The organism is Pedobacter gandavensis (genome assembly GCF_014172405.1).
GTDB lineage: Bacteria > Bacteroidota > Bacteroidia > Sphingobacteriales > Sphingobacteriaceae > Pedobacter > Pedobacter gandavensis.
In genome coordinates this window covers 14807-30119 of record NZ_WNXC01000001.1, presented here as the reverse complement: position 1 = coordinate 30119, position 15313 = coordinate 14807, and the positions used below count along the sequence as shown (strand labels likewise).

At 39.0% G+C, this 15313-nt stretch carries 10 protein-coding genes; 2 read left to right on the top strand and 8 right to left on the bottom strand.

What is annotated here, in order from left to right:
* Positions 1–3: 3 nt before the first annotated feature.
* Positions 4–1035 carry a glutamate 5-kinase gene (gene proB, locus GM920_RS00105; protein ID WP_182952583.1) on the bottom strand — a complete coding sequence of 344 codons (1032 nt, stop codon included), beginning with the start codon at positions 1033–1035 and terminating at the stop codon, positions 4–6.
* Positions 1036–1252: 217 nt separating this feature from the next.
* Complete coding sequence (locus tag GM920_RS00100; protein ID WP_182952582.1) at positions 1253–1663, bottom strand: OsmC family protein; 411 nt, start codon at positions 1661–1663, stop codon at positions 1253–1255.
* A 188-nt stretch (positions 1664–1851) separates the two neighbouring features.
* Here GM920_RS00100 and GM920_RS00095 point away from each other — a divergent pair, with 188 nt between their 5' ends.
* Complete coding sequence (locus GM920_RS00095) at positions 1852–2370, top strand: GNAT family N-acetyltransferase (protein ID WP_182952581.1); 519 nt, start codon at positions 1852–1854, stop codon at positions 2368–2370.
* Positions 2371–2375: 5 nt separating this feature from the next.
* Here GM920_RS00095 and GM920_RS00090 read toward each other — a convergent pair whose 3' ends face one another.
* Entirely contained in the window at positions 2376–4817 is a 2442-nt protein-coding gene (locus GM920_RS00090; RefSeq protein WP_235964387.1) for an AsmA family protein, read from the bottom strand.
* Between the two features lie 222 nt (positions 4818–5039).
* Between GM920_RS00090 and GM920_RS00085 the strand changes: the two genes are divergently transcribed.
* Positions 5040–5840 (top strand): DUF5694 domain-containing protein, encoded by an 801-nt coding sequence (locus GM920_RS00085; RefSeq protein ID WP_235964386.1) that lies wholly within the window; start codon positions 5040–5042, stop codon positions 5838–5840.
* A 94-nt stretch (positions 5841–5934) separates the two neighbouring features.
* Here GM920_RS00085 and GM920_RS00080 read toward each other — a convergent pair whose 3' ends face one another.
* From GM920_RS00080 to GM920_RS00060, 5 genes are all read right to left on the bottom strand, one after another.
* Positions 5935–7182 (bottom strand): glycoside hydrolase family 27 protein, encoded by a 1248-nt coding sequence (locus tag GM920_RS00080; protein WP_182952579.1) that lies wholly within the window; start codon positions 7180–7182, stop codon positions 5935–5937.
* An 84-nt stretch (positions 7183–7266) separates the two neighbouring features.
* Positions 7267–7698 (bottom strand): GNAT family protein, encoded by a 432-nt coding sequence (locus GM920_RS00075; RefSeq protein ID WP_182952578.1) that lies wholly within the window; start codon positions 7696–7698, stop codon positions 7267–7269.
* 716 nt (positions 7699–8414) lie between these two features.
* Positions 8415–9461, bottom strand: a complete 1047-nt coding sequence (locus GM920_RS00070; RefSeq protein ID WP_182952577.1) for an NAD(P)-dependent alcohol dehydrogenase — start codon at positions 9459–9461, stop codon at positions 8415–8417.
* 72 nt (positions 9462–9533) lie between these two features.
* A complete protein-coding gene (locus GM920_RS00065) occupies positions 9534–12806 on the bottom strand; it encodes a TonB-dependent receptor (RefSeq protein WP_182952576.1) in 3273 nt (1090 codons plus the stop codon).
* 364 nt (positions 12807–13170) lie between these two features.
* Positions 13171–14676 (bottom strand): malate:quinone oxidoreductase, encoded by a 1506-nt coding sequence (locus GM920_RS00060; protein ID WP_182952575.1) that lies wholly within the window; start codon positions 14674–14676, stop codon positions 13171–13173.
* Positions 14677–15313 lie beyond the last annotated feature (637 nt).

The window sequence follows — 15313 nt, the reverse complement described above, 5'->3', positions numbered from 1 at the left end:
ATTTTATAAGATTACGATGTCACTGGCATTGGCAATTTCCAGGTTATGTTGTTTTAAATTATTTTGAATCGTTACCGAGGATGCTTTTGCCCTTGCTACCCCAACGATATTCATTTGCGCATCAACCAGCTCAAATATTTCTCCATTTTCAAATGGCGCGATGACCGCAGCTACGCCGACTGCCAATAGGCTTTTACGCATCTTAATCGCCTCACAAGCCCCTTCATCCAGCATTACCCGACCAGTAACCAGACTTCCACTGGCCAGCCATTTATTTCTGGCCGTCAAAGCGCAATCTCTTGGCGTAAATACGGTACCTGTTTGCTCGACTGCCGCATCCAGAATACCATTCGGTGTTCTAATGCCAAAAATCACCACCTTAATGCCCATCGTGGATGCCAAATGCGCAAACGTAAGTTTCGAAACCATACCGCCCAATCCGAGATCAGAAGTTTTCTTATCCGCAAGAGAGAACACCTCATTGTTGATGGAGTCAATTTTCCCTACTACTTTTCCTGCTTTATCCAGAACGCCAGGAACCGAGGTACCCAACAAGATCAATGAAGCGCCAAAACCAACACCCAATAGCGTGGCCAACTCATCATTGTCAGAAAATCTCAACTCTAAATCACTCACTACATCATTCTCATTCGCAATCGGGATGACCCCATTTTTCCACAGTTCCTCATAAGTTTCTTTAAGTTGTAGAAATTGCGTTCTGTTTGAGAAGTGACGACGTTCGCAAAGACTCTGCGCCATCTGAATGCCATAGGGGTAAAAATGCTTTGAATAGGTGTTTAACAATATGGGGTTCCCGATCGCAGCCGCAGCTTTTCTTTCAGAGATTTTCCCTTTGTAATGCTTAATGTATTGCTTTCCCGCAGCAACAGCACCGGAAGAAACCAAAATTAATCGGTGTTCCTTCGCAAGCTCGGCAACCTGTGCCGCCACATCAGCAATCACACCTTCATCCAACTCTCCTTTTGGAGTAGTGATGGATGCAGTACCTAATTTCAAAACAAGTATCGGCTTCATTTCTATTGAATTTGATGATTTTCCTAATGAATTCCTAAAATAGAAATTTTACCTTATTTTCCTCATCAATTCCTTTATTTTCAGCAGGTTTAAATAGAAATCACGCATTTAATTTCGCATTTGCGAATAAATCTGCCTACAAATGATAAAACTGTCAAAAGCAAGGCATTTGCATCTGACAGTTTTATCTGCTAATCGTTAAAAGACAGCGATTACCTTATACTAAACTTGCATCCAAAGTAATTTCCATCGCAAACGCCTTACTCACCGGACAATTTGCCTTCGCTCCTTTTGCGATCTCCTGAAACTGCTCTTCGGTAATTCCAGGAATGCTGGCTTTTAAAACCAAATGAGAACTGCTGATCACGCCATTGTCTAAGGAAATGGTCGCTTTTGTTTCTAAATTCCCTGGTGTAAAACCAGCTTCGGTCAGGTCCAGACTTAGCTTCATCGTAAAGCAGCCCGCATGAGCAGCAGCGAGCAATTCCTCCGGATTGGTGCCAACTCCATCAGCAAATCTGCTGTTAAAAGAATACTGCGTTTGATCCAAAACGGTACTATCTGTACTCAGATGTCCGCCACCCTCTTTAATGGTGCCGTTCCAAACGGCTGTTGCGTTACGTTTCATGTTTAAATGTTTTAAGGATTTAAAAGATTGATTTATCGGTCTATGCTCAAATTTATCAATTTAACCTGGCATTCTCTTTTAATTTTCATGCTTTCCAGCTTCCATCTGTGTGGGTTAAATAAAATGAATCTGTACCCATTCCGTTTAGCATAAAATTGCGACTTTTGCTTTAATTCAATTTAAACAACATGTTAAAAGACGTAACCATCATTCCTTCTGACCTTAACGATATCGAACGCATTTTCGAACTTTATGACGAAGCCATCGCTTATCAAAAGACAGTATTTAAAAAACACTGGCAGGGATTTGAGCGTAGTTTAATTAAAAGAGAGATCCAGGAAGAAAGACAATGGAAAATAATCATCGAGGGACAAACGGCCTGCATTTTTGCCATCGACTTTAATGATCCCTTAATTTGGAAAGAAAAAGACATTGATCCTGCCATTTACATCCACCGCATTGTAACGAATCCCGCTTTCAGAGGTCATCATTTTGTGAATCTGATTATTGAATGGGCAAAAGAATACGGAGCTAAAAAAGCAAAGAAATACATCAGATTGGATACCTGGGGAGACAACCCAAAACTGATCGCCTATTATGAACGATGTGGTTTTGATTATTTGGGAAACATCGTACCAGAAGCATCAGACCTATTGCCGAAACATTACGAAAACATCGTTCTGGCACTGTTTGAGATCAAAATATAGGAGATTTACTCCGCCTTTTTCCGGTTCTTATTCAGCTTGATTTTAATCTTGCCGTCATCGCCATCAGTTGCCAATAAATGAAGGACTATACCTTTCATTCTACGCGCCTGTTTTTCATTTTTATCCGTAATATCGGAATCCTTTTTAGGATTCCGCAAGGGCACATCAACGGCAATATTCGTTCCTTTCGACATCGAATACACGCCTGCCACATCCATATTCAAAATGCTGGAATTGATCTGCATCGGATTAATGGTAATCAGCGGTCCTCTCACATCAAACTTCCCATTCAGGTTGCTGAAAGTAATGTTGTCCAGATCTCTAAAAGGGAAAGCAAATTTACCTACACTTTTAACTGGCTCAAACCTCAGCAAAGCACCTTGTTTCAGGTCAAAATTAATATCTCCACTTAAGGAATTGGTGACCAATTTTCCCTGATCGGTGATCAACCCGCCAATCGTCGATTTAGAGAACAGATAACCTTTCAAATTTTTGGAAGTCAGCGTGGTCATACCGAAGTTATCAAAAGAATAAAAGAAGCTTTTAATGTCTATATTATTCAGTGTTGTATTCACCAGAAAGCGATTTAACTTTCCTGTTTGGGTGATGTTACCATCTACTTTCATAGAGCCAGCGCCTTGTTTCACACTGATGTTTTTCATTCCGATACCTGCTTCAGATAGAAATAAATCTGCCATGACATCTGTACCCACAAACTTATTGTAATACACCTTTTCTACCCTCAGGTGCATGTCTACCTTACTTTTCTCAAATAAGTTATTTACATCTTCAGAAAAACTGCTATGCTTCGAATTCCTTTTTGCAGTCCGAACTGGCTTTCTGCTTTCCAGAAAACCTAAAAACTCGCCCAGATGTAACTGTGGACTTCTGATCTGCCAGTTTAACAATATTTTCTCCGGAGCGTTGTAATATAAATTCAGGAAATTACGAATTCGTCCATCCATCATGACGATACTCTTGCCACTCTGCAACCGAATATTTTTAATAAAAAGATCATCTGTGGTAAAGTTCAGAGATACTGCCGTATTGGTAAAATTTAACCTTCTTGGCACATAACTTACATCTGCATTGACTACATTAATGGTACCGGTTACCAGCGGTTTATGCAATTTAAAATCAACAATATCCGCTTTATAATCCAGCTTCACCGTCGCCGTTCCTTTTCCGAACTTCAAGGTTTCCGTGCCAATCGCTTTATTCAATTTCGCAACATCAAATTTCGATTTGAAAACACCTGTGGCAATAGGCTTCTCGAGGTTAAGAATCATTACTGTATCAATTGAAAAAGGCATTTCCGTATAGGCTCCTTTAAACTGATACAATTTAATGGCAGAATTGGCATCAGTAAGGCCCTTACCCTTTTCGTAATTATTGGTGAAAACTCCTTTAAAGCTACAGCTGTCAATCAACGCGCCCGGCGTTTTCAAAACATTGTCGTTCACCAATGCCGTCACGTTAATTTCCGGGTCACCACCAGGCCCCATATCTCCATGAAGTATACAACTCGCATCAATCGGTTGTTTCAAATCAAACATGAGTAATTTCTCGGTAATATTGGGCGCCAACAAATTGGCTGCATCCCGCCATAAAATCGATGGGGCTTTAATGTCTATGGTAAACTCCGTGTTTTCTTTTGAGGTATCAAATTTGGCGGCGATCATAAAAGGATCTTTTCCAATGTTCAATTGATTTTGTGCAACCTGGATTACCCCGGTATTTTCATCGTAATTAATCTTAAAAGGCCCTTCTAACACCTTATCCTTAATAAAGCTACCTCTTCTCGTATTAAAGGCCATGCTTTTTGCCAGCGTCTTTAATTTCAATTGCGCCTCCCATCCGGAAAAGGAGTAATCCATATCACCTTTCAGGGATGCCACCTCAAAATGAAATAACTTATGCCCCTTTCTATTGTCAACGATAAAATTCACATTTGATAAACTGAATTGTTTCAACTGCGCATCCGTACTTCCTTTATCTGAAGCAGGCTTTTTCTTATCTTTTTTCCTGAATACTGCGGTATTGCTATAGCCGGAAGTATCGGTATACAGGTCGATTTTTGCATTACTAATCCCTATCTTTTTGATTTCGATAGTCCCGGTTAAAAGGGCCATGGTATTTACGGAGACCTCAAAATCCTGTGCTTCCAGTAAAGTATGCTGGTGGACATTCCAAAGACTATCTTTAATCACCACATTTTTAAGGCTGATGGATACACCAGGAAAACCTTTAAAAAAAGTAGGGTCCATACTTCCGATGGTCAATGAACCATTGAGGTTTTTATTTAACTGTGTAGTAATCGTAGCCAGTAAAGTCTTTTTATTGGCATTCACATACAAACCTAGTCCGACAAAAACAAGCAAAACGAGTGCAACTAAACCAATAAATATTCTAAGCGTAATTTTAGACCAGCGAGGCATTTTTTCCATGTGTAAAAAGCTAACGTTTCTAACTGTCAAATTGTTTGGCAAATTCCACATTATAAGGTCTTCATTTTAACCCAATTTATTCCAGAATAATGTAACATTTTTTCAATTTTAATATCTTATCACCATTTTAAATGACAAATGCGCTATTTTTAACAAAACAGAAACACGATCACCAAATTCATGAGACTAACTTTTACCCTTATTTTATCCCTATGCTTTTCCTTGAGTTTTAGCCAAAAAAACTCCAAAACAAATGTAATTCTAATTGGAACTTACCATTTCAATAACCCTGGCTTTGACGAAGGTAAAGTGACCGAACGAAGCATTTTAACTCCAGACAACCAGAATAGCCTGGAAAGGATTACTAATAAATTGCTAAAAACTTATAAACCCAGTAAAGTATTTGTAGAATATGACTATGCAAAAAGAACAAGACTAAATGATATGTACCTGCTTTATAAATCAGGGAAACCATTTTACCAAAAAGACACCTTAAAAGACGATTATTACAAAAGGTTTTATGCAGAAAACGAAATATTCCAATTTGGTTTTAGGCTGGCAAATAAAGCAAAAAATGATGTGATTTATGCAATGGATTACGATAAAGTACCTATTCGCTTTAATTTAATCAAATCAAAAATATCCGAAAACTCTACTTTCCAATTTTCCGACTACCAAAAGAAGATTGCATCATTGGAAACCTTTATGAACGATTGTCTAGGCAAAAATTCACTTGAAGAGGTTTTAAAATGTTTGAATTCGGCCGAGCAATACCGCTTGAATAAGGGTTTGTACATTTCCTTCCTAAACAAGCTAAATAAAGATCCCGATTTCTTTGGTTCTGAACTTGTTTCAAGTTGGTACAAAAGAAACCTGATCATGTATGGTAATATTCAAAATCAGGTGACGAGCTCAGATAAAAACATTGTCATCATTTTGGGTGCTGGTCATGCCGCAATAATGGAGGAATTCATTAAGGCAGACGAACAATTTAACCTGATCAGAATTAACGAAATTTTATAACAGCGCTAATACTGCAAAGAAAGAACTTCATAAAAAAAATCAACGAAAAACATTTCCGTTGGTTTTTTTTTATGAAGTTCTGCTCCATGGAGGATTAAATTGTTTTATCTTCTTGAAAAACATTAAAAGGCTTTGATTTCCCAGAAATCTTGAGCGTGACCACACCATGAGGAGGCACTTCAAAACTTTGCGATTTTGCTTTGATCAATGTCCCATCTTTATGCTTCCATAAATCACGAAGCTGATAACCTTTTGTGGCATCTATCCCAATACTGTCCACATCAAATTCGATAACTGCCTTTTCCTTCGACCTGTTCAGTAACACCACAGCAACCTCTCCACTCATGGTTGAAACTAATGGCTTTGTCCAAACCTCAAGATTTGCATTTTTTTTCAATCGGCGTGCCTGGTAACCCAATTGATCCTGGTTTAGCGCAATGATTTCTTTGTTCGTTACCAAATCTATGGTTTCTTTAGAAATTGACCTGAGATCATTCCCAAGTAACAGTGGAGAATTCAGGATACACCACATGGTAAAGTGCGATTTATCCTCATCATAGCTCATGCCCCTTCCTACCTGCAACATATCCATATCATTGACGTGGCCTGGAGAACTATATTTCCACAAGGGTTCATTTTTATCAATGATGTGAAGAATGGACTCAAACGTATTATTAATGTCTCCGGAAATACGCCAGGAATCGGCAATATCGACAGCCCATTTTCCGGGAAATTGCCAGCGGCAAATATTAAACAACACTTTACTATTGATCTCCTTAATACGTTTCGCAATTTGGGTGTACCGAACTTCTTCGCTCAAACCCAACTTTTCTCCTCCGCACCAATCTACTTTTATAAAATCATAACCCCAGGTTTTTAGCATTAGATTCAAATCCTGCTCATCGTGTCCATATAACCCAGACCCAACACCAATCGTATCTTTATCCCACATGGAGGCACAGGTATTTATCCCGGCATCAGAATAGATACCAGCTTTAAGCCCCTTACTGTGAATATAATCTGCCAATGCCTTCATTCCTGAAGGAAAACGCCCCTGATGGGTTAACAACTCACCTTTGGCATTTCTCCCTCCAAAAAAACCATCGTCAATATTGACAAAATTATACCCTGCATCAATGAGTTTCGTTGATACCATTTTATCCGCCTGTGCTTTGATGATATTTTCATCAATATTAACCCTAAAATTGTTCCAGCTTGACCAACCCATTATTGGAGTTTTTGGATGAGCAGATTTTTGCTGTGCTAAGGCCGAACTAAATAAAAAGTGTAAGCCAGCGAATAATATAAAGAGGACTCTTTTTCTGATTAAAATCAATTGCATAAAAAATTAATAAAATAAAAAACCAATATAAAGACAAATAATGTGACGCTAAATATTGGAACCACGAATAACTAATGATTAGATTTAAATGGGCATCAGCTTCTCCAAATCATAATACATAATCCTCGTTTTACCAGCCTCATCTGACTTAAGCAAAAACTTGAAATTATTGCGATCATAATACTTAACCTGCTTAGGCTCATTCACCGCATCTAATATAAGTAACCTGCAGGCTGGCTTGTGATCAATCATGACCCATCCTTTGATAAAGTCCATTAACTCATAAGCGATACCTGAGCCATGCAAATCTTTGTGAACTCCTAATCTTCCAATTTTTATAGCCGGGTACTGACCAATTCTTTTAGCATTTGGAAGTCCAAGGAAACGATGCAACCTATTCCAGATGTTATTTGTATATCCCTGCTCATCTCCCAAGTCATTCAAACAGTCATTTGAAATACTAAAGAAAGCGAATACTGAACCTTTCTCATCTTCAAACAAATAAGTATTCGCCATTTTTTCGGCTTGATAGGATACCGCATCCTATTGTAAAAATGATGTAATATCCTCTAATCCGCAATCAAAAGTAGTTATTTGGGATTTATTACTTAACGGCAAAAAAGTCATATTAGACAGCTCCAACTTATTTCTTTGACTTGGCTAAGACTTTGTGAACAAGACTTACTATACGTTCCCTTTCAGCAACCGAAGCCTTTTGATTTTGACCAGACGTAAGTTCCTCATTGAATTTCTTAGAAGAAGAACCATAAAGAATTGGTGTTGGTTTTATTGGAGTTGCCATTGTTAAAATTGTTTGTGTTAATACTGATGATACCGTATTTGACTTAATGAAACTGTTGCTAGCAGTATGATTACTGTCAATACGAATATAACGCTAATATTCGTCAAATGGTGAAACCTAAAAAAACATATTAAAGTATAACGCTTTTAAGACAAAAATAAAACGACATTATTTACACAAAAACAACACCAAAAGCACTTTATTGAGAAAACACCCTAATTATACCGCATTTTTAATGGTACTATCCCTTAAGAAACGAATTGGTTGTTTTCGTGCATAATTTGCCAATCAAATTTGAGGAAGTATTGATCAAAAAGCTAATATCAAATTAGGATGTAAATTATAGAACCAACAAGAAAACCCTTCTGAAACATTTCAGAAGGGTTTTCTATATATCCTTATCGAATGATAATTTGGCGGATTTTACGCCTTAATTCATAGAGGCCATATCAATTACAAATCGGTAACGAACGTCCCCTTTTAGAGTTCTTTCATAAGCCTCATTGATCTGATCCATTCTGATCATTTCCACATCGGAAGTGATCCCATGTTCTGCACAATAATCCAGCATTTCCTGAGTTTCTTTGATCCCTCCAACTAAAGAGCCTACCAAACTACGACGTCCAAGGATCAAATGTATCGCTTGTACATCAGCAGGTGTTGGTGGAACACCTAACAAGATCATCACCCCATTGGTGCGTAATAAAGCCAGGTATTGGTTATAATCGTGTTCCGCAGAAACCGTATCAATGATAAAATCAAAATTATTGGCAAGACCTTTCATCGTCTCTTCATTTGTGGTCAATGCAAAATGATGCGCACCTAATTCTGCTGCATCCTTAGCTTTTCCTGGAGAACGGCTCAACATCGTCACATCAGCGCCCATAGAAGCGGCCAATTTCACGGCCATGTGGCCAAGACCACCTAAACCTACTACGCCTACCTTGTCACCTTTTTTCACCCCCCAATATTTCAAAGGAGAGTACGTAGTAATCCCTGCGCATAGTAAAGGAGCTACTTTTTCTAAAGGTAACTTATCAGAAATGCTCAAAACGAACCCCTGAGTGACTACAATATGCGTAGAGTAACCGCCATAAGTGATCGTTTTCTTATCCTGTTCAAAAGAATTGTAAGTCTGTGTATGGCCATTTTCGCAATATTGCTCCTGATGGTCTTTGCAGTTGTTACAATGGCCACAAGAGTCCACAAAACAACCTACACCTACGGTATCGCCTACTTTGAACTTACTTACATTAGCCCCAACACGGCTCACTTTACCTACAATTTCATGGCCTGGAACGGTCGGATACATCGTACCTCCCCATTCATTTCTTGCCGTATGAATGTCTGAATGACACACCCCACAATATAAAATCTTAATCTCCACATCATCTACACCTGGCTCCCGACGAGTCAACTGATAAGGTTCTAGTGGTTTATCTGCTTTGTGAGCTGCGTATGCTTTAACTGAAGTCATATGATTTTTGATTAAATTTTCTGAATGAATATTGATTCCTTATAAATACCGAAACTACCAAAAATGTTTTACCTAAAAACTATATCTCAAGCCAAATTGCATTTGAAATCTGGAAGCAAAGAAATCTTTAGCATAGGTACTTGTATTATTTTGATCAAAAGTATAAGTAGGATAAGTTGTTGGGCTTCCTGCAGTACCCGCTTTCAGACCAACACTTGCCATAGAATTATACGTATTCGGAGAAAAATATTGAACGCCCCAGTTTTTGTTTAACAAATTGGTCAGGTTCACAATGTCGTAGGTAAAAGTCAAGCTGTGTTTATGTCCTTCCTGTTCCGAAACAACCAGGTCTTGGGAGAACCTAAAATCTGCCTGCACATTCCAAGGTGTCCTTGCCCCATTACGCTCGGTAAACTGTCCTCTTCTGGTTTTCAAATAACGATCGCCGTCGATAAAAGCATCAAATGCAGCAGCCTGCTCTATACCAGTTGGGGTTTTTGCGAAAAACTGCGTGGTCTCTCCTGCTTTCGGAATATAAACCAGACTCACATTCTGACCGGTATTATCGATCGTCGTATTCAGGAATCCATAAGAATAAGGGGAACCAGATTGCGCGCTAAAGAACAACGAGAAATTGGCAACATACTTATTACGACTATCCCAGGCATGTTTAAAGTTCACAGTAGAGACGATTCGGTTACGAATGTCAAAATTAGAATAGGCCAATCCTGGGTTATTCGGACTTAGGGCCTGATTCAACTGCCAGTTAGACTCCATCGAGTTTCTGATCCCATTGGTGATGTCTTTTGATTGTCCATACGTATAAGCCGCCATGACGTCCAAACCGAAAGGAAAGGATTTACTCACCTGGCCTGTCAAACTATACCGATAACCTTGATTGGTGTTCGACAATAAGTAGGCATTGCTGTAAAGCGGGTTAATCTTATTATTGCTGGCCTGATAAATTGGTTGTTGATGCTCCGTATCGTAGATATTATACGTTGGATTATCCGTAAAATTCACCTGCTGAAACTTCAGATCATGAATCACTTTTGTGTAAATCCCTTCTAGGGTAAACTTCCATTGGTTATCCGTTTTATAGTCGAAAGCCAAACTCGTTCTCCATGTTTTAGGCATTTTGAAATTATTATCGATTAAGTCGACCTGAGTTGCACCATTGGCATCGTTTACATTTACTCCCTGTTTAGCCACATATCCTGCCTCACCATTACCACTTAAAGCGTCTTTAATCGGGTCTGATCCTGCTACTGGTTTAACCAAGGGTTTTGCCGGGTCATAATTGTACTTTTGATCATAAGCACCATAAGTAACCCCGTTATTGTAATACGCATACCCCAACCAGGCAAAAGGCACCCGACCGGTAAACAATCCACTACCTCCTCTTAAGATCATTTTTTGATCTCCATTGATGTCATAATTGAAGCCAATTCTTGGCGACACCTGAACTTGTCCGAGGTAATCATTTTTGATGTCCTTTGGTTTCGTATAGGTAAAGGTTGTTCCATAATTCGGATCTACCGGCGCATTTGTCGTTTTATCACTTAACGGCTGTTTGTTTGGCAGATCAGCAAGGTCAAATCTCAAGCCATAGGTTAGCTTAAACTTATCCGTCATCTGAAATTGATCTTCTCCATAAACACTATACATATTCAGCTTAAATTGTGCTGGTGGGTTTGCCATAATATTAGCCCGGGTATTGTCAGCATAATTGTAATTGGTACGCACTCTGGACGGTTGATTTTTCAAGAAATCGTCTACACTACCATAGGCTACACGTCCATTCCATGCATTTACAAAACCATAGGTGATGTTGTACAACTCATTGTGTGTTCCCAATGTAAAGGTGTGTTTCCCCTTTGTAAAGGTGAAGTTATCTGTAAATTCAAAGGTCTTTTGTTTCATATTGAAGATACTTGCTTCCCGGTCTGTGCCTAGAAAAATTGTACCACCACGGGAGCTGATCTCAATTTGTGGCACTGCAGGATTTCCTACAGGATCTCTAAAATCATGGATATTTGAGTAACCAATCACCAAGCTATTAGAAGAAGTATTGGAAAGTCTGCTTTTCAATTCTGCCACTGTAGAACTTTGGTTGTTCGTTTGCTTATAGTCGATACCGGAAAATCTAAAATTCGCCTGATCTCTTTCTAAGTTCGTTGCGGTAGACTGGATGGTATTGTTACGAATCGTCAATTGGTTGTGATCGTTGATATTCCAATCTAAACGATTAAAGAACTTGTTTGAACGCGAATAGATGTTGTAATTGCCTGCAGTACCCGGATCAAGACCATAGGTATTGACCATGCGATCTGTAATAGATTTTGCTTCATCGGAGGTGATGATCTTCATATCGGGTGATCCGGCACCTAAAATTACAGGATCTTGTCTTCTGGTGATTTCTTCATTGGTAAAGAAGAAAAGTTTATCCTTAATGATGGGAAGCCCCAATCGGAAACCAGTTTGATAATCATGGAAAGCAGCAGGCTCTTTGGAGTTGTCGCCTATCTTATTTCTACCGATCAGTGCTGCATTTCGACCATATCCATAAACGGAACCACTCACATCATTGGTACCGGAGCGGGTTACTGCATTTACACTACCACCGGTAAAATTTCCGATTTTCACATCATAAGGTGCCAATAACACCTGAACATCCTGTATCGCATCCAAAGAAACCGGATTGGTACGTGTACTACTTCCAGGCATGCCTGAGCTACCACTTTGTCCGCCAAGCGAAGGACTAAAACCGATCGCATCATTATTGATTGCCCCATCAATGGTCACGTTGTTATACCTGAAATTCGTCCCTACAAAAGAGTTGTCTTTACTTCCCTGAGGAGTCAAACGCGTTAAATCCGTCAGACTTCTACTCACTGTAGGCAGTGTTTTTATTTGCGCTTCGCCGATTTTGGTACCTGCACCCTGCTTGTTGCCTCCTTTTGTGCCGGCTACCACCACTTCATTCAATTGCTGACCTTCCTCAGGCAGCACAAAATCCAACCGCATGTCTACACCGAGGTTTAGCGTGATGGCTGGCTGTTTTTGCGGCGTATAACCCACATAGCTAACCGTTACTTGATATGGACCGCCAGGATTTAGGTTATTCACCCGATATGCCCCGTCGCTGCCCGTTACCGCTCCATATTTTGTCCCTGTAGGCAGGTGTAAAATCAGTACACTTGCACCGGGGATACTGATTCCTTTACCATCACGAACTTTACCATTCATGCTGGAGGTGGTTACCTGAGCCATCGTTCCCAGTCCGATAAAAACCAGGAAGGTTACCGTCAGGAACGCAACATAATTGCTGACTTTCTTTTTCATTTCTTTTTAGCTTGATTTTTTATCAAAACTAGGTCTGCCGCATCACCTTAACATGAAATTAACGTGAACCTGTGCAGGAGTTAATATGAAATTAAAATTGGATTAAAAAGAGATTAAAATCCTCATTTTCAATAGTTAAACAAAAGCATTAGAATTGGCTATTGGAACCGAAAATCAGGAAGGTCAGGAAAAAACAGGTTAACTCCATGTTATGATTAAGTTAAGTAGCTCAAAAATGAGGGCTTTGACCTCGGATAGCGGGTTCATTCATGAGTGCAATCTTTCAATAAAAAAAGGACTTCCGGTTTTTACACCAGAAGTCCTTTCCATTTATATTTTAAAAATACCTCAGTATTTAAATCGCTTACTCTGCTGCTCTCAGGTTTAATGTTTTTGTTGTATTAGATCTGATCTCTTCCGTCATTTTGATGTTTTTGCTTAAGGCATGTCCATAAGAAGGAATCATCGCGCTTAATTTTTTCTGCCATTCTTTACTTTTCACTTGATCAGCAAAGCAACGTTCCATTAGGGTAATCATGATAGACACCGCAGTGGAAGCACCTGGAGAAGCACCAAGTAAGGCAGCAATAGATCCGTCAGCAGCGGTAACCACCTCTGTTCCGAACTCTAAAATACCACCGTGCTCTTCATCTTTCTTGATCACCTGTACACGCTGACCAGCAGTTTCCAGTTCCCAATCTTCCATTTTAGCCGTTGGTAAATACTCTCTTAATGCAGTCATACGATCTTCCGGAGATTGACGTACCTGATTGATTAAATATTTTGTAAGCGGTAAATTGTCTAGTCCAGCGGAAATCATCGGACGAATATTATTCACTTTGATGGACATTGGAAGGTCCATTAAAGATCCATTTTTAAGGAATCTTGTAGAGAATCCTGCATAAGGACCAAAAAGCAATGCTTTTTTACCATCGATCATTCTGGTGTCTAAGTGTGGTACGGACATCGGTGGCGCACCAACCGAAGCTTTTCCATATACTTTAGCATCATGTTGGGCAATGACATCTGGATTGATACATTTCAACCATTGTCCACTTACCGGGAAGCCACCAAAACCTTTACCTTCAGGGATACCCGATTTTTCCAATAATGGCATAGAGCCACCACCTGCACCGATGAAAACAAATTTAGCTTTCACCACACGCTTATCTCCTGTAGCAGTATTTTTCACTTTCACTTCCCAAAGCCCGTCTTTTTGCTTTAGTTTCTTCACATCATGAGAAAAGTGCATGTTCACGCCCTCCATTTTCTGAAGTGTATTGAACATCATTCTGGTTAATGCACCAAAATTAACATCTGTTCCCATGGTCATTCTTGTGGCTGCCACCTTTTCATTAGGATCACGTTGATCCATCACCAATGGCATCCATTTTTTCAATTGTTCCGGATCTTCAGAATACCTCATGCCTTCGAAAAGGAGGTTGTCCTGAAGTCGGTCAAAACGTTCACGTAAAAACGCGACATTTTTCTCTCCCCACACAAAACTAACATGCGGAATGCTCTTAATAAATGTTTCAGGTGATCCTACCAGGTTATTATTAACCAGGAACGACCAAAACTGCTTGGATACTTCAAAAGATTCTGCAATTTCAATAGCTTTTGCAGTTTTTACTGAACCATCTGCTAATTGTGGCGTATAATTTAGCTCACAAAATGCAGAATGTCCGGTGCCGGCGTTATTCCAGGCATCAGAACTCTCCGCAGCAGCAACATCCAGTCTTTCAAAAATTTCTATGGTGATATCCGGCTGCAATTCTTTGAGTAAAACACCTAATGTAGCGCTCATTATCCCTGCTCCAATCAATACAACATCCGCAGTTTTTTCCGAATTACTATTCTTACGAGTCATTTATTTGAATTTTTATGCAAAAATACAATACCTTATCAAATAAACCCTACAAAAACAAGATGTTTTAACAATTATTTCCTGCAATTCTAAGAAATACAAAAAATAGCGCTGCCAAATCGAGCCAAGACCGATGAAATATTATCATTTTTCTGCAAAATTTTCATCCATTCTAATTTAATTACCTAGATTGATAGGTTAATTTCATCTGTTTTGGTATAATTCACACAAAGAAAAGTCAGAATATCAATGATTTAGCGATTCATTTGTTTGTCATTTTTATATGACTCGCCAAATATAATTTGGGATGGAAAATAAATGTCTGGAACTTGAGTCTCCCAGATCGCGTTTCAAGTAGATGATGAATCCAAATTGAGCTATGGATCAACAAATTTTATATCACTTTGTATAGGGCATCATAATGCCAATGGAAACCACCAGCATTAGGACAAAAAAGAGCAACTCCCCTTTCAATCTGGAATAGTTTCGATTTTTATAACACAAAAAAACAGTTCTTCCCTTTTTTGACAAAGCTACCATGATGAATGGTAGGAATATTAGGTGCATTATACTCATGTAATTTCTTATCTAATTGAGGTAAGGCATATATCAAATATAATAATTAAAACAGCAAGTCCAA

What these genes read in the sequence shown, in the direction of transcription:
- proB (WP_182952583.1), bottom strand. Translation starts at nt 1,035, where the DNA reads ATGAAGCCGATACTTGTTTTGAAATTAGGTACTGCATCCATCACTACT.
- GM920_RS00100 (WP_182952582.1), bottom strand. Translation starts at nt 1,663, where the DNA reads ATGAAACGTAACGCAACAGCCGTTTGGAACGGCACCATTAAAGAGGGT.
- GM920_RS00095 (WP_182952581.1), top strand. Translation starts at nt 1,852, where the DNA reads ATGTTAAAAGACGTAACCATCATTCCTTCTGACCTTAACGATATCGAA.
- GM920_RS00090 (WP_235964387.1), bottom strand. Translation starts at nt 4,817, where the DNA reads ATGGAAAAAATGCCTCGCTGGTCTAAAATTACGCTTAGAATATTTATT.
- GM920_RS00080 (WP_182952579.1), bottom strand. Translation starts at nt 7,182, where the DNA reads ATGCAATTGATTTTAATCAGAAAAAGAGTCCTCTTTATATTATTCGCT.
- GM920_RS00075 (WP_182952578.1), bottom strand. Translation starts at nt 7,698, where the DNA reads ATGGCGAATACTTATTTGTTTGAAGATGAGAAAGGTTCAGTATTCGCT.
- GM920_RS00070 (WP_182952577.1), bottom strand. Translation starts at nt 9,461, where the DNA reads ATGACTTCAGTTAAAGCATACGCAGCTCACAAAGCAGATAAACCACTA.
- GM920_RS00065 (WP_182952576.1), bottom strand. Translation starts at nt 12,806, where the DNA reads ATGAAAAAGAAAGTCAGCAATTATGTTGCGTTCCTGACGGTAACCTTC.
- GM920_RS00060 (WP_182952575.1), bottom strand. Translation starts at nt 14,676, where the DNA reads ATGACTCGTAAGAATAGTAATTCGGAAAAAACTGCGGATGTTGTATTG.